Source organism: Bradyrhizobium sp. (assembly GCF_036009065.1).
Classification (GTDB): Bacteria; Pseudomonadota; Alphaproteobacteria; order Rhizobiales; family Xanthobacteraceae; genus Bradyrhizobium.
The window spans coordinates 1-21,545 of sequence record NZ_DASYMN010000204.1 but is presented as its reverse complement, the minus strand read 5'-3'; the positions used below and the strand labels follow the sequence as shown (position 1 = coordinate 21,545).

The 21,545-nt window shown below is 64.1% G+C and carries 16 protein-coding genes and 1 pseudogene; 8 read left to right on the top strand and 9 right to left on the bottom strand.

The genetic code is table 11. The annotated features are described in order from the left end of the window. Window positions 1-136: 136 nt before the first annotated feature. Entirely contained in the window at window positions 137-1,270 is a 1,134-nt protein-coding gene (locus VGP39_RS12620; protein WP_327568447.1) for a nitronate monooxygenase, read from the bottom strand. Window positions 1,271-1,620: 350 nt separating this feature from the next. Here VGP39_RS12620 and VGP39_RS12615 point away from each other — a divergent pair, with 350 nt between their 5' ends. Continuing rightward, on the top strand, window positions 1,621-3,285 hold the full coding sequence (locus tag VGP39_RS12615; protein ID WP_327568446.1) for an NAD(P)/FAD-dependent oxidoreductase: 1,665 nt from the start codon (window positions 1,621-1,623) through the stop codon (window positions 3,283-3,285). A gap of 149 nt (window positions 3,286-3,434) precedes the next feature. Here VGP39_RS12615 and VGP39_RS12610 read toward each other — a convergent pair whose 3' ends face one another. Beyond that, on the bottom strand, window positions 3,435-4,214 hold the full coding sequence (locus VGP39_RS12610; protein ID WP_327568445.1) for an SDR family oxidoreductase: 780 nt from the start codon (window positions 4,212-4,214) through the stop codon (window positions 3,435-3,437). Between the two features lie 127 nt (window positions 4,215-4,341). On the opposite strand from VGP39_RS12610, the gene VGP39_RS12605 reads away from it, so the two are divergent. Genes VGP39_RS12605 through VGP39_RS12595 form a run of 3 tightly spaced genes read left to right on the top strand, consistent with a single transcriptional unit; the run spans window position 4,342 to window position 6,508 of the window. Then, window positions 4,342-5,136, top strand: a complete 795-nt coding sequence (locus tag VGP39_RS12605) for an enoyl-CoA hydratase/isomerase (RefSeq protein ID WP_327568444.1) — start codon at window positions 4,342-4,344, stop codon at window positions 5,134-5,136. A gap of 3 nt (window positions 5,137-5,139) precedes the next feature. Next, window positions 5,140-6,135: a phosphotransferase family protein gene (locus VGP39_RS12600; protein WP_327568443.1), complete on the top strand. Its 996-nt coding sequence runs from the start codon at window positions 5,140-5,142 to the stop codon at window positions 6,133-6,135. Window position 6,136: 1 nt separating this feature from the next. After that, window positions 6,137-6,508 carry a DUF6285 domain-containing protein gene (locus tag VGP39_RS12595; protein ID WP_327568442.1) on the top strand — a complete coding sequence of 124 codons (372 nt, stop codon included), beginning with the start codon at window positions 6,137-6,139 and terminating at the stop codon, window positions 6,506-6,508. Window positions 6,509-6,655: 147 nt separating this feature from the next. On the opposite strand, the gene VGP39_RS12590 is transcribed toward VGP39_RS12595, so the two are convergent. Next, complete coding sequence (locus VGP39_RS12590) at window positions 6,656-7,435, bottom strand: enoyl-CoA hydratase-related protein (RefSeq protein WP_327568441.1); 780 nt, start codon at window positions 7,433-7,435, stop codon at window positions 6,656-6,658. A gap of 197 nt (window positions 7,436-7,632) precedes the next feature. Here VGP39_RS12590 and VGP39_RS12585 point away from each other — a divergent pair, with 197 nt between their 5' ends. After that, entirely contained in the window at window positions 7,633-8,907 is a 1,275-nt protein-coding gene (locus tag VGP39_RS12585; RefSeq protein WP_327568440.1) for an acyl-CoA dehydrogenase family protein, read from the top strand. A gap of 283 nt (window positions 8,908-9,190) precedes the next feature. On the opposite strand, the gene VGP39_RS12580 is transcribed toward VGP39_RS12585, so the two are convergent. Continuing rightward, on the bottom strand, window positions 9,191-10,768 hold the full coding sequence (locus VGP39_RS12580) for a fatty acid--CoA ligase (RefSeq protein ID WP_327568439.1): 1,578 nt from the start codon (window positions 10,766-10,768) through the stop codon (window positions 9,191-9,193). A gap of 184 nt (window positions 10,769-10,952) precedes the next feature. Continuing rightward, window positions 10,953-11,825: an SDR family oxidoreductase gene (locus VGP39_RS12575; protein WP_327568438.1), complete on the bottom strand. Its 873-nt coding sequence runs from the start codon at window positions 11,823-11,825 to the stop codon at window positions 10,953-10,955. Between the two features lie 247 nt (window positions 11,826-12,072). Here VGP39_RS12575 and VGP39_RS12570 point away from each other — a divergent pair, with 247 nt between their 5' ends. The 3 genes from VGP39_RS12570 (at window position 12,073) to ppc (ending at window position 17,521) form a co-directional block, all read left to right on the top strand. Continuing rightward, window positions 12,073-12,885: a crotonase/enoyl-CoA hydratase family protein gene (locus VGP39_RS12570; protein ID WP_327568437.1), complete on the top strand. Its 813-nt coding sequence runs from the start codon at window positions 12,073-12,075 to the stop codon at window positions 12,883-12,885. A 147-nt stretch (window positions 12,886-13,032) separates the two neighbouring features. Further along, on the top strand, window positions 13,033-14,580 hold the full coding sequence (locus VGP39_RS12565) for an acyl-CoA synthetase (protein ID WP_327568436.1): 1,548 nt from the start codon (window positions 13,033-13,035) through the stop codon (window positions 14,578-14,580). A 124-nt stretch (window positions 14,581-14,704) separates the two neighbouring features. After that, window positions 14,705-17,521 carry a phosphoenolpyruvate carboxylase gene (gene ppc, locus VGP39_RS12560; RefSeq protein WP_327568435.1) on the top strand — a complete coding sequence of 939 codons (2,817 nt, stop codon included), beginning with the start codon at window positions 14,705-14,707 and terminating at the stop codon, window positions 17,519-17,521. A 222-nt stretch (window positions 17,522-17,743) separates the two neighbouring features. On the opposite strand, the gene VGP39_RS12555 is transcribed toward ppc, so the two are convergent. The 4 genes and pseudogenes from VGP39_RS12555 to VGP39_RS12540 form a co-directional block, all read right to left on the bottom strand. After that, window positions 17,744-18,859, bottom strand: a complete 1,116-nt coding sequence (locus tag VGP39_RS12555) for an SMP-30/gluconolactonase/LRE family protein (protein WP_327568434.1) — start codon at window positions 18,857-18,859, stop codon at window positions 17,744-17,746. A gap of 221 nt (window positions 18,860-19,080) precedes the next feature. Next, complete coding sequence (locus VGP39_RS12550) at window positions 19,081-19,995, bottom strand: SDR family oxidoreductase (RefSeq protein WP_327568433.1); 915 nt, start codon at window positions 19,993-19,995, stop codon at window positions 19,081-19,083. A gap of 155 nt (window positions 19,996-20,150) precedes the next feature. Then, on the bottom strand, window positions 20,151-21,290 hold the full coding sequence (locus tag VGP39_RS12545) for a thiolase C-terminal domain-containing protein (RefSeq protein WP_327568432.1): 1,140 nt from the start codon (window positions 21,288-21,290) through the stop codon (window positions 20,151-20,153). 4 nt (window positions 21,291-21,294) lie between these two features. Beyond that, window positions 21,295-21,545: pseudogene (locus VGP39_RS12540) on the bottom strand (hypothetical protein); the annotation flags it as partial.

Below are 21,545 nucleotides of genomic sequence, written 5' to 3'. Positions count from 1 at the left end.
TCTTCACCGCTCAAGAGTACTCAGAACCTCATCCTGAGGAGCGGCGGCCTCTTGGCCGCGTCTCGAAGGATGAGATGTGTGTCGCTCATGGTTCGAGACGCGCGAAGAGCGCGCTCCTCACCATGAGGGCCGGTGGCTATTCCGCCACCAGCGCATTCATGTGCTCGATCGCGTCGGCAAAATCCTCCTTGAATTCCTGCACCACGGCGCCGGCGGATTTGACGCTGTCGATCAGGCCGACGCCCTGGCCGACGAAATAGCTGACAAGGTCGCGCGCGGCGGTATTGCCTGACGCGGCAGAGCGATCGATCGAATTGAAGGCGTCGCGGCTGATGATGCTTTGCAGCGGCATCGGCAGCGCGCCGGGGCTATCGGAGCTGCGATCCCATGCGTCGGTCCAGACCGAGCGCAGCTGCCGCGCCGGTTTTCCGGTGCGGCCCTTGGAGCGGATCGCGTCGCGCGAGGACGCCGCAATCATCTTCTCGCGGAAAATCTCGGTAGTCTCGGACTCCACCGTGGCGAGCCACACCGAGCCGGTCCAGACGCCGGCCGCGCCCATCGCCATGCACGCCGCCATCTGCCGTCCGGTCATGATGCCGCCCGCGGCCAGCACCGGCACGTCGCGGATCGCCTTGACCGCCTTGATCACTTCCGGCACCAGCACCATGGTCGAAACCTCGCCGCAGTGGCCGCCGGCCTCGGTGCCCTGCGCCACCAGGATGTCGACGCCGGCCGCGACCTGGCGGATCGCGTGCTCCTTGGCGCCGACCAGTGCCGCCACCGGCACGCCGTGCTTCCTGCCGATCTCGATCATCGCCTTCGGCGGCACGCCGAGCGCGTTGGCGATCAGCCGGATCGGATGGGTGAAGGCTGTGTCCAGCACCTCCATCGCGCATTGCGCGTCGAACGGCTGCGGCGCATTGTCGGCGACGTTGGTGGTGGCCAATTCGACGCCGTATTTCTTCAGGAGGTTGCGGGTGAAAGCTCGATGCTCCGGCCTCACCCGGGCTTCGAGGCTTTTCCAGGTGACGTCCTTTTCGCCCGCCGTGGAAATATTTTCAGGGATCAGCACGTCCAGCCCATAGGGCTTGCCGTCGACGTGATCGTCGATCCATTTCAGCTCCTGCTCGACGGTTTCCGGCGTATGGGCCGTCGCGCCGAGCACGCCAAAGCCGCCGGCGCGGCTGACGGCCGCGACCACATCGCGGCAATGGCTGAAGGCGAGCAAGGGAAATTCGATCCCGAGCAGGTCGCAGATCGGCGATTTCATGATCCAGTTTGCTCCCTGCAGTCTTTTGCAACAGTCCATCTAGCGTGACGGATTCATCGTCACGCTAGCGCATCATGGCCGCCTGTGCCAAGCGCAGCAAGCTCTGCCGTCATTCTGAGGAGCCGCGCTCTTGCGCGGCGTCTCGAAGGATCGCCACGAGCGCCTGCGGCTATCCTTCGAGGCTCGCCCCAGGAGGGCGAGCGCCTCAGGATGACGGTGATGGCTGCGGCAACCTGGGTCCCCTTGCCTGATATGCAGACCGGGATAGCCGATTTGGCTCTTGCGCTTTGGTGCGTCGGGTTGAATTGTATCGACAAAGTCGAGAATTCCAGATCAGGGAGCACGAACCGATGCCTGCCTTGCAGCCCAGTTCCAGCCCGAACCGCAGCGCGGACCAGTTCGACGTCGTTGTGGTCGGCGCGGGCTTTGCCGGAATGTACATGCTGCATCGTCTGCGGGGATTGGGGCTCTCGGCGCGGGTGTATGAACAGGGCGATGGCGTCGGCGGCACCTGGTACTGGAACCGGTATCCCGGCGCGCGCTGCGACGTCGAGAGCATGCAGTACTCCTACTCGTTCTCCGACGAACTGCAGCAGCAATGGGACTGGAGCGAGCGCTACGCGCCGCAGCCGGAGATTCTCAAATACGCCAACCACGTCGCCGACCGCTTCGACCTGCGGCGCGACATCCAGTTCAGCACGCGTGTCGAGTCCGCGGTGTTCGATGAAAGCGCCAATCGATGGTCGGTGACGACGTCCGACGGCAAGACGGTATCGGCGCAGTTCGTGATCCTCGCCACCGGCTGCCTGTCGAATGCGCGGATGCCCGATATCGAGGGTCTCGCCGACTTCAAGGGCAAGGTCTATCACACCGGGCACTGGCCGCATGAGCCGGTGGATTTCAGCGGCCTGCGCGTCGGCGTGATCGGCACCGGATCGTCGGGAATCCAGTCGGTGCCCGTGATCGCCGAGCAGGCCAGTCACCTTACGGTGTTCCAGCGCACCGCGAATTTCAGCATTCCCGCGCGCAACGCCGCGCTGACGGCGGAAGAACGCGAGGAATTCCGTTCGAACTATCCGGAAATCCGGCGCTTTGCACGCGAGGAGGCCCGCAACGGCATCTACACCGACATGCCCGACCGCGGCGCGCTCGACGATGGCGACAACGAGCGGCGCGCCAGATACGAGCAGCGCTGGACCCGCGGCGGCCTCACCTTCATGTCGGTCTACAACAACCTCGCCCTCGACCAGGCGGCCAACGACACCGCCGCCGATTTCGTCCGTGGAAAAATCGCGGAGATCGTCGAGCATCCCGAGACCGCCAAGCTGCTGCAGCCGAACAGCCATCCGATCGGCACCAAACGCATCTGCATCGACAGCGATTATTTCGCCGCCTTCAATCGCCCGAATGTGACGCTGGTGGATATCAAGTCCAACCCGATCAAGGAGATTTTGCCGAATGGAGTTCGCACCGCCGATGAGACCTACGAGGTCGATGCGCTGGTGCTGGCGACCGGTTTTGATGCGATGACGGGGTCGGTGGCGAGGATCGATATCCGCGGCCGCGCTGGACAAACGCTCAATCAGAAATGGGCCGAAGGTCCGCGCACCTATCTCGGCCTGATGAGTGCCGGCTTTCCCAATCTGTTCATCATCACCGGTCCCGGCAGCCCGTCGGTGCTGAGCAACATGATGGTCTCGATCGAGCAGCATGTCGACTGGATTACCGATTGCATCGGCTATATGCGCGAGCGCGATCTCGATGCGATGGAAGCCGGCAGGGATGCCGAGGACAGTTGGGTCGCGCATGTCAACGAGGTCGCGCACGGCACGCTCTATCCGCAGGCGAACTCGTGGTACATGGGCGCCAATATCCCGGGCAAGCCGCAGATCTTCATGCCCTATATCGGGGGCGTCGGCGTCTACCGCCAGATCTGCAACGACGTCGCGGCAAAGGGATATCAGGGTTTTGCAATGACGCCGGCGGAGCGGACGAGGATGGCGGCGTCGTCGTGAACCCGTGTCCCGGACGCGGTGCGGCATTCTTCATGCCGCTCCGCAGAGCCGGGACCCCGGTTTCCTTCCTTGTACAAACCGGGGCCCCGGCTCTGCAGCGCACCGCTTCGCGAAGAGCTGCGCGCTGCGCTGCGTCCGGGGCACGCATGCTAAAACGCCGTGTATCCGCCGTCGATCACGAAAGTGTCGGCGGTGTGATACGACGACGCCTTGCTCATCAGGTAGACCGCGATGCCGCCGAAGTCGCTGGGCTCGCCGAAACGGCGCATCGGAATCCGCGGCATCACCGCGCCGGCGAATTTGTCGTCGTTAAGCACGCGCACGGTCATGTCGGTCCTGATCCAGCCCGGCAGGATCGCGTTCGAGGTGACGCCGTGACGCGCCAGCTCCACCGCGAGCGCCCGGCACAGCGCGTTGATCGCGGCCTTGGTCGCGGCGTAGTGTTCGTTGCGCGCGGTGCCGAACAGCGAGGCGAGGCTGGAGGTTGCGACCAGCCGGCCGAACTTGTCGCCGGCATTGGCGCGCTCGGTCATGTGGCGCGCGGCGGCCCGGAACACATGAAACACGCCGTCGAGGTTGGTAGCGAACATCGTGCGCCATTGTTCTTCGGTGCGGTCGATGAAGGCGTGGCGGCCGCCGCCGCCAATGCCGGCATTGGCAAAGCAGCCGTCAACGCGGCCGAATTTTTCCAGCGTCTCGGCCATCGCCGCTTTCACCGATGCGGGGTCGCTGACGTCGCAGATGTGCGTTTCGACCTTGCCCGGCGCGCTGGCCATCGAGGCCGCGGCGGCGCTGTTCTTCTCCGCGTTGCGGCCCCAGATCGAGACGCTGCATCCGGCTTCGGCCAGGGCCTGCGCGATGCCGAGGCCGATGCCGCCATTGCCGCCGGTGATGATGGCCACGCGGCCGGTCAGGTCGAAAATGCTCATGGACGTTCCCGTTTTGGTTGAATCGATCAATTCCAACCATGGACAACGGCGTCTCAAAAATCAAATATGGCGGTCGACATCCAATCTCGCCGCGGCGTCCAACCGCGGATCACACATGAGGAAACCAATGCAATTCAAGCACGTCACGGTCGATTTCGACGGGCCGGTCACCATCCTGAAACTCGACCATCCGGAGGTGATGAACGCGGTGTCGATGGAAATGCTGGGGGGCTTAAGCGAGGCGCTCGACGCCATCGACGACCGCAAGGCCGAGGTGCGATGCCTCGTCATTACCGGCGCCGGACGCGCGTTCTGCACCGGCGCCAATCTGCAGGGCCGCGGCAATGCCAAGCCGGGAGGCCGCAACAACGCCGGCGCAGCGCTTGAGACCGCGTATCATCCATTCCTGCGCCGCTTGAGAAACCTGCATTGTCCGATCGTGACGTCGGTCAACGGACCGGCGGCCGGCGCCGGCATGAGCATCGCCCTGATGGGCGACATGATTCTCTGCGCGCGATCCTCCTACTTCCTGCAGGCGTTCCGCCGTATCGGGCTGGTGCCCGATTGCGGATCGACCTGGCTGCTGCCGCGGCTGGTCGGCAAGGCGCGCGCCGTCGAGCTGTCGCTGATGGGCGAAAGGTTGCCTGCGGAAAAGGCGCTGGAATGGGGCCTTGTCAACCGGGTTTACGACGATGCGGCGCTGATGGACGAGACTATGAAGCTCGCGCACGAACTGGCGAACGGCCCCACCGTTGCATTGTCGCTGATCCGCAGGCTGTATTGGGAGAGCCCCGGCAATTCGTTCGAGGAGCAACTCGATCTCGAACAGCAGTTGCAGCGCGAGGCGGGCTCTGCGGCGGATTTCAAGGAGGGCGTTACGGCCTTTCTCGAGAAGCGTCCGGCAAAATTCAAAGGCAAATAGAATTTGGCCGCCAGCATCGAAGAACTGTTGAGGCGTTGCGTTGCCGCGTGGTGTCCGGGCGCTGCCGGCGTGATCGGCCCGACGCGGCTTTCCGGCGGCGCCAGCCAGGAAACCTGGTCGTTCGACATCGTGCATCCCAGCGGCAATGTCGGCGCGATCCTGCGCCGCGCCCCGCCGGGCTATGGCGCTGCGCCAACGCGCGCGGCCGGGTTGAACGTCGAGGCCACGCTGATGCGGCTCGCTTATGTCGCCGGCGTGCCGTCGCCCAAGGTGCTGCATGTGCTGCAGCCGCACGACGAACTCGGCACCGGCTTCATCATGGAACGGGTCGAAGGCGAAACCATCCCGCGCAAGATCCTGCGCGACCAGAAATTCGCCAAGGTGCGGCCAAGGCTCGCGCGCCAATGCGGCGGCGTTCTCGCAGCCATCCACGGCATCGCGCGGCCGGAGTTGCCTCAACTTCGCCCCATGACGGCGGCTACGGAAATCGCCCAGTTGGGGCATGAGTACCGCAGTTTCGATTGGCCGCGCCCGGTGTTCGAACTGGCGCTGCGCTGGCTGCGCGACCACGATCCGGGTCCCTCCGGACAGGCGACACTGGTGCACGGCGATTTTCGCCATGGCAATCTCATCGTCGGTCCCGACGGCGTGCGCGCGGTGCTGGACTGGGAGTTGGCCCATATAGGCGATCCGATGGAAGATCTGGGCTGGATCTGCGTCAACTCATGGCGCTTTGGCGAGATCGACAAGCCGGTCGGGGGTTTTGGGTCGCGCGAGGAGCTGTTCGCGGGCTATGAGGCGGCCGGCGGACGCGTCGATGCATCGCGCGTAAACTTCTGGGAAGTGATGGGCACGCTGCGCTGGGGTATCATGTGCTGCGGCATGATGCAGCGCTTTCGCCTCGGTCCCGACCATTCGATGGAACGCGCGATGATCGGGCGGCGTTCGTCGGAGACCGAAATCGATCTGTTGCGGCTGCTCGCACCGCGAGGAAAGTAGGATGCAGGACGAACCGACACCCACTGAGTTGATCAAGGCAGTTGCGGATTTTTTGCGGAACGATATCACGCCTTCAATCAGCGGGCATAGCGCGTTCAAGCTGCGGGTCGCGATCAACGCGCTCGATCTGGTGACGCGGCAGCTCGCGTTCGAGCATGGCAGCGATGCGGCGGAGACTGAGCGATTGGCACAACTGTTAGGCACACAGGGTTCGCTCGGCGAACTCAATCGCGCGCTGGCCGATAAGATTGCCAGCGGCGAAGCCGATCTGCAAACGCCGGGGCTCGCCGAGCATCTGTGGCAGACCACGATGGATAAGCTCGCGGTCGATCAGCCGAATTATGCGGCGTATCGGAGGGAGCTGGAGAAGTAGTTGCGTGTCCCGGACGCAGCGCAGCGCCCAGCTCTTCGCGAAGCGGTGCGCTGCAGAGCCGGGGCCGTACCAAACGCCGGTGCCTCGTGCGGTCCCGGTTCTGCGAAGCGGCATGAAGAATGCCGCATCGCGCCCGGGACACGAGACCTATCTCCCCAGCCATTTCGGCGCGCGTTTTTCCGAGAACGCTTTCGGGCCCTCGATGTAGTCCTGCGACGCCGCCATCGCCTTGACCGCGGGATAATCGCGCTGCTCGGCGATCGCCTGCTCCAGCGACACCGCCATGCCCATCCGGATCGCCTGCTTGGAGGCGCGGATCGACATCGGCGAGTTCTTGCAGATGCTCTCGGCCCAGCGCTCCGCCGCGGCCAGCGCCTCGCCCTGCGGCACCACCTCGTTGACGAAGCCGAGTTCGTGGCCTTCGCGGGCGGTGACATGGCGCGCGGTCAGGATCATGCCCATCGCGCGTTTCAGCCCGATCTGGCGCGGCAATCGCTGCAAGCCGCCGGCAAGCGCGGCGAGGCCGACATGCGGCTCCGGCAGCGCGAACCTGGCATTCTCCGAGGCGATGATGAGGTCGCAGGCGAGCGCGATCTCAAACCCGCCGCCCATGGCGACGCCGTTGACCGCGGCGATGATCGGCTTGTCGCAATCGAAGCGTGAGGTGAGGCCGGCAAAACCGCCCTTGTCCCAGCCGCGCTTGCCTCCTGCCGCCTGCCATTTCAGGTCGTTGCCGGCACAGAACGCCTTGTCGCCGGCGCCGGTGACGATCGCGGCCCATTGCTCCGGATCGGCGCAAAATTCGTCGAATACCTTGTTGAGTTCGAAATGCGCGTCGGTGTGCAGCGCGTTATAAACCTCGGGACGCGACAGCGTCACGATGGTGATCGGTCCCTTGCGCGTTACCTTGGAGAATTTCAGGTCCATGTTTACTCCGTATTGTTGACCTCATGGTGAGGAGCGCGCTCTTGCGCGCGTCTCGAACCATGAGGGAGCATAGAACATCTCATCCTTCGAGACGGCGCAAGTGCGCCTCCTCAAGATGAGGGCCGGCGTGCTTGACTAACGTTTGGCTTCTCACCTTAATCGATCCAACGAAACAAGAATATATCCGGGAGACCGCCTTGGATTTTTCTCTGCCCGCTGATCTCGTCGACTATCTCGACGAGCTCGACCGCTTCATCGCACGCGAGATCAAGCCGATCGAGGACGCCGACGACAATATCCGCTTCTTCGATCACCGCCGCGAATGGGCGCGCACCGATTTTGAAAACGGCGGCCTGCCGCGGCATGAATGGGAGGCGCTGCTGCGGCGGGTCAAAAATCTCGCCGACGCTGCAGGACATTTGCGCTTCGCGCTCCCAAAGCGATATGGCGGCAAGGCCGGCTCCAATCTATGGATGGCTGTCATTCGCGAGCATTTTGCCGCGAAGGGACTCGGTCTGCACAACGATCTGCAGAACGAGCACTCCATCGTGGGCAATCTGCCGCTTGTGACCATGCTCGATCGCTACGGCAGCGACGAGCAGAAGGTGATGATCGAAGGTTCGATCACCGGCAAATATCGCATTACCTTCGGCCTCACCGAGCCCGAGCACGGCTCGGATGCGACCCACATGGAAACCAGAGCGCAACCTGCGGCACGCGACAACGTCAAGGGCTGGGTGATCGCCGGCCAGAAGATGTGGACCACCGGCATGCATGTGGCGACCCACTGCGCGCTGTTCGCCCGCACCTCCGGTAACGACGGCGACGCGCGCGGCATCACCTGTTTCCTGGTGCCGGCGAAGTCGCCGGGCGTGAAGGTCGAGGAATACATGTGGACCTTCAACATGCCAACCGATCATCCGCGGGTGTCCTTCACCGATGTGTTCGTGCCGGAGGATGCGCTGTTCGGCGAGGTCGGCCGCGGGCTGTCGCTGGCGCAGTGCTTTGTGCATGAGAACCGCATCCGGCAGGCCGCCAGTTCGCTCGGAGCGGCGGTCTATTGCATCGAGGAGAGCGTGAAATACGCGCGCGAGCGAAAGCCGTTCGGCCGCGCGCTGGCCGAAAACCAGGCGATCCAGTGGCCGCTGGTGGAGCTGGCGACCCAGGTGGAAATGCTGCGGCTGCTGATTCGCAAGACCGCGTGGGAGATGGACCAGCTGACGCAGGCCGAGGTCGAGCATACGCTGTCCGACAAGGTGTCGATGTGCAATTTCTGGGCGAACCGGCTGTGCTGCGAAGCCGCCGACCGCGCCATGCAGGTCCACGGCGGCATGGGCTATTCGCGCCACAAGCCGTTCGAGCACATCTACCGCCACCACCGCCGCTACCGCATCACCGAAGGCAGCGAGGAAATCCAGAAGCGCAAGGTGGCGGGATTCCTGTTCGGCTATATGGGGGCAGGGAAGCGGTGAGAGGCGCGCCCTGCAGGTAGCACCTCTCCACTCGTCATGGCCGGGCTTGACCCGGCCATCCATCCTCTTCGGAAAATGCTTCTTACGAAGAGTGATGGATACGCGGGTCAAGCCCGCGTATGACGCGGAAAACTCTCGTGTCCCGGACGCAGCGCAGCGCGTAGCCCTTGCGGAGCGGTGCGCTGTAGAGCCGGGCCGTTACAAAGCACGGCGTTTGGCCGGTTCTGCGAAGCAGCGCTTCGCAAGAGCTACGCGCTGCATCGCGCCCGGGACACGAGCCTTCTCAATTTACCTGCCGATCCTTGCCCGCCCAATACGGATCGCGCAGGTGCCGGCGCAAGATTTTGCCCGAGGCGTTGCGCGGCAAAGCTTCGATGAAATCCACTGTCTTTGGCGTCTTGAAGCCGGCGATACGCGTGCGGGTGAAGCCGATGATCTCGGCCGGTGTCGCGGTCTTGCCGGACTTCATCACCACGATGGCCTTGACCGCTTCGCCCCACTGCTCGTCGGGCACGCCGACCACGGCGACTTCGGCGACGTCGGGATGATCGCAGATCGCACTCTCGACCTCGGCGGGGTAGATGTTCTCGCCGCCGGAGATGATCATGTCCTTGATGCGGTCTTGGATGTAGAGATAGCCGTCCTCGTCCAGGTAGCCGGCATCGCCGGTGCGCAGCCAGTTATCCTTGTCGAGCGTTTTGGCGGTGGCCTCCGGCAGATTCCAGTAGCCGGCCATGTTGGAGCCGGAGCGTGTCGCGATCTCGCCGACTTCGCCGGGAGGCAATTTGTTGCCCTGGGCATCGAGGATTGCGAGCTCGACCCCGGGCAAGGCCTTGCCGGCCGAGCGCATGCGGTCCAGCCCTTCGACATGATCCTCCGGCGGCAGTGCGACGATGCTGCCGGTGGTTTCGGTCATGCCGTACAGCTGCACGAAGCCGCATTTGAACACTTCGATGCATTCCTTCAGCAGCGCCGCCGGAATCGGCGAGGCGCCGTAGAGCATGTATTTCAGCCGCGAGAAATCCATCTCGCGTGCCCGCGGCTGCCGCACCACGAACTGCATCGCCGCAGGCACCATGAACAGTTTCGAGATTTTCGAGTTCTCGAAAAAATCGAGCACCTTGGTCGCGTCGAATTCGCGGGCGATCACCCCCCTGGCGCCGTGGTAGAGCCCGGTCAAGCCCCAGCCGGTGCCGCCAATGTGGAACACGGGCATCGCGACCAGCGAGACATCATCCTCGGACCATCTGTTCCAGTCGGGCCGCTCGCCGCCGCCGGTGCGCACCAGCGCCAGAAAATTCGCATGCGACAGCATCGCGCCTTTCGGCTTTCCGGTGGTGCCGGAGGTATAGAGCTGGATCGCGATGTCCTTTTCGTCGAGCGGCAGGTTCGGATCGTCGCCGCTTTGCGCGTCGCGCCAGGCGGCGAAGTCGAGCCAGTCCGGCGCGCCGCCTTCGGTGGTGATGAAGGTGCGCACGTCGGGCAGCTGCGACTGGATGCCGCGAACCTGTTCGATGAATTCCGGACCAACGAACAGCATCGCCGCCTTGCAGTCCTCGACGATGAAGGCGATCTCCGGCCCGGCCAGCCGCCAGTTCACCGGCGCCATCACCACATTGGCTTTCATGGCGCCGAGCAGCAATTCGAAATAGATATCGCTGTTCTTGCCGAGATAGGCGATGCGCTCGTGGCGCTCGACGCCGAGGGCTTTAAGACCGTTGGCGACGCGGTTGGTATGGATATCGAGGCCCGCAAAACTGGTGCGGCGGCCTTCGAACTCGAAGGCGGTGGTATAGCCGCGAAGCTTGCCCTGCGCCCGTATCATATCAGCGAGGTTTTGCGCGTCTGCGATGTCGGACATGTTTCTCCCATTCTTAGCGTCATGGCCGGGCTTGACCCGGCCATCCATCTTTCTCGCAAGATTCCTTATGAAGTTCGATGGATGCGCGGGTCAAGCCCGCGCATGACGTTCTATTTGTGTTGATGGGTCCCGGCTCTGCGGCGCACCGCCAAGAGGCGCTGCACCGGGTCCGGCGCACGGAACATTACCCCCTTGCGGCCCTGTCCTTTTCATTCTGCGCCTTGATCGAATCGCGGGCCTGGGTCCAGTCGGCGTCGGACCAGTCGCGCAACTGGTAGAAGTTGCCGCCCATCGCCAGCGCCTGTCCGCCGTCCATGGCGATGGTCTCGCCGTTGATCCAGTCGCAGCCGCCGGAGATCAGGAACACTGCCAGATTCTGCAACTCCTCCATGCGGCCGACCCGGCCCATCGGATTTTGCGCCTTGGTGCGCGCCCCGGCCTCGTCGCCGGGTTTTATCCGCTTGCTCATGCCTTCAGTCGGGATCTCGCCGGGCGCGATAGTGTTGAGGCGGATGCCGTAGCGGCCCCATTCGGTGGCGAGCGACATGGTCATGGCGTGGATGGCCGACTTGCTCATCGCGGAGGGCACCACATAGGGCGAGCCGTTGCGCACCCATGTCACGGTGATCGACACCACATTGCCGGGCTGCTTGGCGGCGATCCAGCGCCGCCCCACCGCGTGCGTGACATAGAACGTGCCGTGCATGACGATGTTGGCCACCGCATCGAAGCCGCGCGGCGACAGGTCTTCGCTGCGCGAGATGAAATTGCCGGCGGCGTTGTTGATGAGATCGGTGAGCGGGCCGTCGGTAAAGATCGCGTCGATCATCTCGTCGACTGCCAGCGCGTTGCGGATATCGACGCCATGGCTCACCACGCGCCCGCCATACGCATCCATCAACTCGGTCGCGGTCTCGTCGCACACGCTCTTGCGCCGGCCGCAGATATGGACCTCGGCGCCGAGCTCGAGAAAACGCGACGCCATCGACTTGCCAAGCCCGGTGCCGCCGCCGGTGACGAGGATGCGCCGGCCCGCGAGAAGGTTTTGGGTGAACATGAAAGCTTCCGCCCTGAAAGGAATTGTCGGTTTATTGTTGATTGACTAAATCCGTCCGACGCCTTTCTGTAAAGCGCCAAACACCATCGTGTCCCGGACGCGGTGCGGCATTCTTCATGCCGCTCCGCAGAGCCGGGACCCCGGTCAGCAAGCAAGCTGGGCCCCGGCTCAGCAGCGCACCACGCCGTGAAGAACGGCGCGCTGCGCTGCGTCCGGGGCACGAGGCAAAAAAGGGAGGAAACCTGCCATGGAAGATCGCGTCAAGGTCACGATGTCCGACGGCGTCGCCGATGTCCGCCTGGTGCGGGCCGACAAGATGAACGCACTGGACGCCGCCATGTTCGACGCGCTGGTCGCCGCTTGCGACCGCTTGAGCCGCGAGCAAGGCTTGCGGGCGGTAGTATTGTCCGGCGAGGGCCGCGCCTTCTGCGCCGGCCTCGACATGGGCCGCTTCGCCGCGATGAAGGCCAATGGCGGCAACGGGGTCGCCGGCGGCGAGGCGCGCGACCTTACCGCACGCACCCATGGGCCGGCCAATTTCCCGCAAGCTGCGGTGTGGGGCTGGCGCCAATTGCCGGTGCCGGTGATCGCGGCGATCCACGGCGTGGCGTTCGGCGGCGGATTTCAACTCGCGCTCGGCGCCGACATGCGGTTCCTCAGCCCCGACGCGCGGATGTCGATCATGGAAATCAAATGGGGCCTGGTGCCGGACATGGCGGGCACGCCGATTCTGGCGAGCCTGGTGCGCGACGATATCCTGCGCGACCTCACCTATACGGGAAGAATTTTCTCGGCGCAGGAAGCGCTCGCTTACGGTCTCGCCACCCGAATCGTCGACGACCCGCATGCCGCCGCCATGGAAGTCGCAACCGACATCGCCGGCAAGAGTCCGCACGCCATCCGCGCCGCAAAACGCATGCTGAACAATCTCTCGGTCGATCCGGGACCTGCGCTGCTGGCCGAATCCGTCGAGCAGCAAAAACTGATTGGCGCGCCCAACCAGACCGAGGCCGTACGCGCCAACCTGGAAAAGCGCGCGCCGAAGTTTGCGGATGTTTAAGCACAGCCGTCATCCTGAGGAGCCGCGCTTCTTAGCGCGGCGTCTCGAAGGATGGCCGCAGGCACTTGCGGCCGATCCTTCGAGGCTCGCCGTGAAGAACGACGAGCGCCTCAGGATGACGGCGGAGCAAGTTTCAAGAAGAACACCATGACTTCCCCATTCTCCCTCTTCCTCGGGATCATCTCCGGCGATCGGCGCCGAACCCACGCCGAGGTCGCCGACCGCGCCGGCCGTATCGCCGGCGGCCTGCAAGAACTCGGCGTGGCCCAGGGCGATAGCGTCTGCATCCTGATGCGCAATGACGTCGCCTTCATCGAGGCGGCCTATGCGGTGGCGCTGCTCGGCGCCTATGCGGTGCCGGTCAACTGGCATTTCAAGCCGGAAGAGATCGCCTATGTGCTGAAAGATTCCGGCACGCAGGTGCTGATCGGCCATGCCGACATGCTGCATCAGCTGCGCGATGCCATACCGCCCGATGTCACCGTGCTCAGCGCCCCGACGCTGCCGGAAATCCTGGCGAACTACAAGATCGATCCGGATCATCTCGCCACTCCCGACGGCGCGACCGATCTGGAAAGCTGGCTGGCTGAGCAGAAGCCTTATGACGGCCCGACGCTGCCGGCGCCGATGAACATGATCTACACCTCGGGCACGACAGGCCATCCCAAGGGCGTGCGGCGGCATGCGCCGACGCCGGAGCAGGCCGCCTCGAGCGAGCGCATGCGCGCGATGATCTACGGCACCCGGCCCGGCGTCCGCGCGTTGCTGCCGGGGCCGCTGTACCACTCGGCGCCGAATTCGTTCGGGCTGCGCACAGGTAAGCTCGGCGGCGCGCTGGTGCTGATGCCGCGGTTCGAGCCGGAGCAATTTTTGCGCATCGTCCAGGACGAAAAGATCGATACCATCTTCATGGTGCCGACGATGTTCATCCGGCTGATGAAGCTGCCGGAGGCCGTGCGCCGAAAATACGACATGTCGTCGCTGCGCCATGTCATCCACGCCGCCGCTCCCTGTCCGGCCGATGTGAAGCGCGCGATGATCGACTGGTGGGGGCCGGTGATCTACGAGTTTTACGGCTCGACCGAATCCGGCGCGGTTACGTTCGCCACTTCCGAGGACGCGCTGAACAAGCCGGGCACTGTCGGCAGGATATCGCCGGGCGCCGAGCTGCGCTTTGTCGGCGACGACGGCAAGATACTGCCGCAAGGCGAGATCGGCGAGATCTATTCGCGGATCGCCGGCAATCCGGATTTCACCTATCACAACAAGCCCGACAAGCGCGCCGAGATCGAACGCGATGGTTTTATTACATCCGGCGATGTCGGCTATATCGATCAGGACGGGTATGTCTTCATCTGCGACCGCAAGCGTGACATGGTTATCTCCGGCGGCGTCAACATCTATCCGGCCGAAATCGAAGCGGCGCTGCACGCGCTTCCCGGCGTGCACGACTGCGCGGTGTTCGGCATCCCGGATGAGGAATTCGGCGAGGCGCTGATGGCGGTGGTGGAACCGCAGCCCGGCGTGACACTGGACGTCGCGGCCCTCCGCGCGCAGCTCAAGACGTCGCTGGCCGACTACAAGGTGCCGAAGCATATCGAGATTGCGACCGGGCTGCCGCGCGAGGATTCCGGCAAGATCTTCAAGCGCCGCCTGCGCGACCCGTATTGGGAGCAGGCGGGGCGGCGGATTTGAGCGTGGATGCGAGTCACCTCTCCCCTGCGAGGGAGAGGTAAGAACGCGCCGCCTCCATCTTGATCTTGCGCTGCAGCGAAAAACTTGCGACTTGTGCTTGCCGGGCAGTTTTCTGGAGCCAGTCATGCCGTCCCAGATCATGCCTTCCGACCCTGACACACGGACCAATCGCGCCGACGAGATCGCCGCCCTTGAGGCGGATGCGCGGCTGCGCGAGGAAATCCGGCTGCTGGGCCGCATTCTCGGCGATACCGTGCGCGATCAGGAGGGCGCGGAAGTGTTCGACATCGTCGAACGCATCCGGCAGACCTCGATCCGGTTCCATCGCGACGAGGACCGGCTGGCGCGGCGCGAGCTGGAAAATATCCTCGACAGCCTCTCGACCGCCGAGACGGTGCGCATCGTCCGCGCCTTCAGCTATTTTTCGCATCTCGCCAACATCGCCGAGGATCAGAACAATATCCGGCAGATGCGCGGGCAGGGCGGCAACGGCACCGCGGGCACCCTTGCCCGCACGCTGGTGCATGCGCGCGAGGCCGGCATCAGCGCCAATGAGCTGCGCGAGTTTTTCAGGCACGCGCTGGTCAGCCCGGTACTGACCGCGCACCCGACCGAAGTGCGCCGCAAGAGCACCATCGACCGCGAAATGGAGATCGCCGCGCTGCTGGACCGCCGCGAGCGCATGCACCTCACATCTGACGAATTCGAAGCCAGCGAGGAGCAGCTGCGCCGCGCGGTGCTGACGCTGTGGCAGACCAACCTGCTGCGCCGGACCAAGCTTACCGTATTGGACGAGGTCGCCAACGGTCTGTCGTTCTATGACTACACCTTCCTGCGCGAGGTGCCGCGGCTGCACTGCACGCTGGAAGACCGGCTGCACGCCGAAGATGCGCCTGGTGACACCGCCGCGCGCCAGGAGCTGGCGTCGTTCCTGCGCATGGGCAGCTGGATCGGCGGCGACCGCGACGGCAACCCCTTCGTGACCGCCGAGGTCATGCGCGGCACGCTGCGCATGCAGTCGACGCGGGTGCTGAGGTTCTATCTCGAGGAATTGCACGCGCTGGGCGCCGAATTGTCGCTGGCCGCGCACCTCGCCGATGTCTCGGAAGAACTGCGCACGCTCGCGGAGCGCTCGCCCGATCCCTCGCCGCATCGCAGCGGCGAGCCCTATCGGCTGGCAGTGTCCGGCATCTATGCCCGGCTGGCCGCGACCGCACTAGAACTCGACGTCGAAACCAGCCGCGCGCCGGTCGGCGAAGCCGCGGCCTATGCCGGCGCAAAGGAGTTCAAGGCCGATCTCGACATTCTCGACCGCTCGCTGATCGCTAACAATTCTCGGGTGATCGCGCGAGGCCGGCTGCGCTCGCTGCGCCGCGCCGCCGAATGTTTCGGATTCCATCTCGCCAGCCTCGACATCAGGCAGAATTCGGCCGTGCACGAGCGCACGATCGCCGAGCTGGTAGATGCCGCGATGCCCGGCACATCGTATCTGGCGCTGGGCGAGGACGCGCGGGTCGCGCTGCTCGCCGGCGAACTGCGCAGCACGCGGCCGCTGACGTCGGTGTTCGTAAAGTACAGCGAGGAAACGCTCGGTGAACTGGCGGTGCTGCGCGAGGCAGCGAACGCGCATGCGAGGTTCGGCGCCGAGGTCATCCCTCAATGTATCATTTCGATGTGCCAGGGCGTGTCGGACATGCTGGAGGTCGCGGTGCTGCTGAAGGAGGCCGGGCTCGTCGATCCTAAAGGCCGCAGCGCCATCAATATCGTGCCGTTGTTCGAGACCATCGAGGATTTGCAGGCCTCCGCCGCGATCATGGACCGGCTGCTGTCGTTGCACGACTATCGCCGGCTGGTGGACAGCCGCGGCGCGGTGCAGGAGGTGATGCTCGGCTATTCCGACAGCAACAAGGACGGCGGCTTCGTCACCTCGGGCTGGGAGCTCTACAAGGCCGAGATCGGCCTGGTCGAGGTGTTCGAGCGCCACCATGTGCGCCTGAGGCTGTTCCACGGCCGCGGCGGCTCGGTCGGCCGCGGCGGCGGGCCGAGCTATGACGCGATCCTGGCGCAGCCAGGCGGCGCCGTGAACGGACAGATCCGCATCACCGAGCAGGGCGAAATCATCTCCAGCAAATATTCCAACGCCGAAGTCGGCCGCAACAACCTGGAAATTCTTGCCGCGGCGACCCTGGAAGCCAGCCTGCTGCAGCCGCGGCACAGCGCTCCATCAGCCGAATATCTCGAAGCGATGGAGCAGCTGTCGGCGCTGGCGTGCAAGGCCTATCGCAACCTCGTCTATGAGACCGAAGGTTTTACCGATTATTTCTGGGCGTCCACGGTGATCACCGAAATCTCCACGCTGAACATCGGCAGCAGGCCGGCGTCGCGCAAGAAAACCCGCGCGATCGAGGATCTCCGGGCAATTCCCTGGGTGTTCAGCTGGGCGCAATGCCGGCTGATGCTTCCGGGCTGGTACGGCTTCGGCAGCGCGGTGGAGGTCTGGATCTTCGAGCATCCCGACAAGGGCATGCCGTTCCTGCAGGAGCTGTATCGCGAGTGGCCGTTCTTCCGCACCCTGTTGTCGAATATGGACATGGTGCTGGCCAAGAGTTCGATCGCCATCGCCTCGCGTTACGCCGAGCTGGTGCCGGATACGGAGTTGCGCGAAACTATTTTTGGCCGCATCCGGCGCGAATGGCACGCGTCTATCGAAACGCTGCTGGACATCATGGGCCACGGCCGGCTGCTGCAGGGCAATCCGCTGCTGGAACGCTCCATCCGCAACCGCTTTCCCTATCTCGATCCGCTCAATCACGTGCAGGTGGAGCTGCTGAAGGAGCACCGCAAGGAGTTGGCGGACGGCGAAGCCGCCGACGAGCAGGTGCTGCGCGGCATCCAGCTCACCATCAACGGGATATCGGCAGGGCTGAGGAATAGCGGTTAGGTGTAGGCGACTACGCTCAACGGGTCGTCCCCGCGAAGGCGGGGACCCATAACCCCTGACGTTCGAGTTGAAGAAAGGCGTCAACCACAGTGCGTTAACGAGACGGCACGGCGTATGGGTCCCCGCCTTCGCGGGGACGACTCGTGGAGAGGTTTCGCCCGTTACGGCCCCGGCTCTGCGAAGCAACACTACGTGTTGCATCGCGTCCGGGGCACGACACCCTCAGCAATTATGCGCGCCCTGGGTCTCGACATAGACCGCATACAGCGACTGGCTCGCGGTCATGAACAGGCGGTTGCGCTTCTTGCCGCCGAAGCAGACGTTGGCGCAGGTTTCGGGCAGGCGGATCTGGCCGATGCGCGCGCCATCGGGCGCAAAGATATGCACGCCGTCATAGCCATCGCCGACCCAGCCGGCGCCGACCCAGATGTTGCCCTCGGTGTCGACGCGCAGGCCGTCCGGGAAACCCGATTTGCCGTCGAGGGTCATGTCGGCAAGCATGCGCGGATTTGAGAGCTTGTCGCCATTGAGGTCGTACTGCCAGACGATATTTTTCGCGTTCGGATAATGGGTGATGCCGGTGTCGCAGACAAAAACCTTCTTGTAGTCGTGGCTGAAGGCGATGCCGTTCGGCTTGAACGGATCGTCGGCGACTTTTGTGACTTGACCGGACGTGGCGTCGACGCGGTATATCGCTTCCTTCTGATACGGCTGCACCGAGCCGGTGTTGGTGCGCTGGCCCTCATAGAGGTTGATCGCGCCATAGCCGGGATCGGTGAACCAGATCGATTTGTCGTTGGGATGCACGACCATGTCGTTGGGACCGTTGAGCTGCTTGCCACCCGCCTGCTCGGCCAGCACCGTGAGGTTGCCGTTGTGCTCGAACCGCACCAGCCGGGTGCGCTCGGCGGTGATTTGGCGGCCTTCGAAATCGAAGGTATTGCCGTTGCTCTCGTTGGAAGGATAGCGGAAGCGCTCAGAGATATAGCCGGTCTCATCGATGTAACGGAGCTGGCGGTTGTTCGGGATGTCGCTCCACACCAGATATTGGCCGACCGTATTCCAGGCCGGGCCTTCCGCCCACAGGCATCCGGTATAGAGCCGCTTGATCACGGTGTTGCCGACCTTGGCCTTGAAACGCTTGTCGTCGATCACGACAATGTCGGGATCGGGATAGCGCTGCGGCTCGGCGCCGCGGCCGAAGTCGCGGGCCAGCGCGTCCGGTGCGAGCAGCGTGGTAGCGGCGAGCGCGGCTCCCGTTTTCAGCAGGTTGCGGCGATCGAGGCTGGCCGGTTTAGGTTCGGCCTTGTGGTCGGGCGAATTCAAACAATTTGTCATGACTTCCTCCCATGGTTTTTGTCGTTGGGACGGCAACCGTGCGCCGACATTCCGGCATAAAGCGGGCGGAGTCGCTTACGTGTCCCGGGCGCGATGCGGCATTCTTCATGCCGCTTCGCAGAACCGGGACCCCGGTTCCGGCTTTAGAAGCTGGGCCCCGGCTCTGCAGCGCACCGCTCCGCAAGGGCTACGCGCTGCGCTGCGTCCGGGGCGCGAGATCGCTAAATCGCATCCCAATTGAAAATATCCGCGGAGCGGTCGAGCTTGTAGAACGACGATTTTAGCGCCGGCATGCCGTGCGCGGCGATGGTCTCGGGCGTCCAGCCTTCGGCGCGGTGGATCGAACGCAAGGGGCGGGATTGCCCCATCAGGAAAATCTCGTTCATCCGCACCGCGAAAATCTGGCCGGTGACGTCTTTCGCCGCGTCGCTGAGCAGGAAGGCGCAGAGCGGCGCGATCTTTTCCGGGCCCATCTGCTGAATTTTTGCAACCCGCGCTTTCTCGGCCTCGGTCTCGGTCGGGATGGTGCCGATCAGGCGGCTCCAGGCGAACGGCGACACGCAGTTGGAGCGCACATGAAACCGCTCCATATCCAGCGCGATCGATTTCGACAGCCCGACGATGCCGAGTTTTGCCGCGGCGTAATTGGCCTGGCCGAAATTGCCGACCAGGCCGGAGGTCGAGGTGAAGTGCACGAACGATCCGCTCTCCTGTTCGCGGAACAGCCGGGCGGCGGCGTGCGAGACGTAGAACGAGCCCATCAGGTGCACCTTGATCACGGACTCGAAGGCGTCGATGCTCATGCGGTGGAAGATCGCGTCGCGCAGGATGCCGGCGTTGTTGACCACGCCATCGAGCTTGCCGAAGCTGTCGATCGCGGTTTTGACGATCTTGCCGGCGGGGATCGCCTCGGCAACGGTCTCGAAATTGGCGACCGCGGTGCCGCCGCGCTGCTTGATCTCCTCGGCCACTTCTTCCGCCGGCGCCGCGCTCGATCCCGAACCGTCGGCGGCGACGCCGGGATCGTTGACCACGACCTTGGCGCCCTCCGCCGCGCAGAGCAGCGCGATTTCCCGGCCGATGCCGCGCCCAGCGCCGGTGACGATGATCGATTTTCCGTCGAGTGATTTGGTCATGTGGTGCTCCTTGTTCTGCCGGGCTGCCGCCACACCCGATGCGTCATGCGCGGGCTTGACCCGCGCATCCATCCATCTTCGCAAGAGTCTTCCGAGCGGATGGATTGCCGGGTCAAGCCCGGCAATGACGCTATGCTTGTGTTGCCGCTTCGCCCTTACTTCTCGTTCGTAAAAATAATCGTGCCGCTCGCCGCGAACATGCCGCCGACGCCGTGGCACACCGAAATCTTCGCGCCCTTGACCTGCGCCGGTGCGATGCCGCGCATTTGCCGCACGCTTTCCTGCAGCGCGTACATGCCGTACATGCCGGAATGCATATAGCTGAGGCCGCCGCCATTCGTGTTGAGAGGCAGCTTGCCGCCGGGGCGGGTGTTGCCGTCGGCGATAAATTTTCCGGTTTCCTCGTGCGGCATGAAGCCGAGATCGCCGAGGCCGTACAGCGGCAGATGCGCAAACGCGTCGTAGACCATCAGGTGATCGACGTCCTTGTGGGCGATGCCGGCCTCCTTGAAGGCGAGGGGACCTGCGGTGCGAAACGCGCGCGAGGAGTCGAACGTCTGCATCTGGCTGACCATCGGCGTCTCCACGCTTTCGCCGGTGCCGAGGATGTAGACCGGTTTTTGCGGAAAATCTTTCGCGCGGTCGGCCGAGGTCAGGATCAGCGCGCCGCCGCCGTCGGTGACGAGGCAGCATTGCAGGATGCGGAACGGATAGGCGATCATCCGCGAGTTCAGTACGTCCTCGACGGTGATCGGCGTCTTCATGGTGGCGCGCGGATTCTTCGCCGCCCATTCGCGCTGCACCACGGCGACCATGGCGATCTGCTCATGGGTGATGCCATGGGTCTTCATGTAGCGCAGCACCGGGATCGGGAACATGCTGGCCGGCGTCGAGACGCCGTAGGGCAGTTCGAACTGGCCGTTCAAACTGTCGGGGCCGATCATGCGCGGGGTGCGGCCGATGTTCGACTTGCCGCTTTCGGCATGCGTGATCAGCACGGTCTTGCACAGTCCGGCCTCGATGGCCGCTGCCGCATGGCGGACGTGCAGCATGAACGAGCAGCCGCCGACCGAGGTGCCGTCAACCCAGCTAGGCGTGATGCCAAGGTAATGCGCGATCTGCTGCGGTGTTTCCACCGCGGTAGCAAAACCGTCGATGTCGGACAGTTTTAGGCCGGCGTCGGCGATGGCATTCAGCGCCGCATCCGCGTGCAGCTGAATCTGCGACACGTTGGGGATGACGCCGAGTTCGGTGGTTTCAGCGGCGCCGACCACGGCAACCTCGTTCCTGCGCATGTGATCAGCCCGTCGCCGGACGGAACAAAGGAAGCGTGATGGTGTCGTCGAGGTTTTCGAATTTCACCTCCAGCTTCATGTCGAGTTCGAGCGCCTCCGGCGTCTGCGGGCAATCGACGACGTTCGTCATCATGCGCGGGGTGCGGCCGATGTTCGACTTGCCGCTTTCGGCATGCGTGATCAGCACGGTCTTGCACAGTCCGGCCTCGATGGCCGCTGCCGCATGGCGGACGTGCAGCATGAACGAGCAGCCGC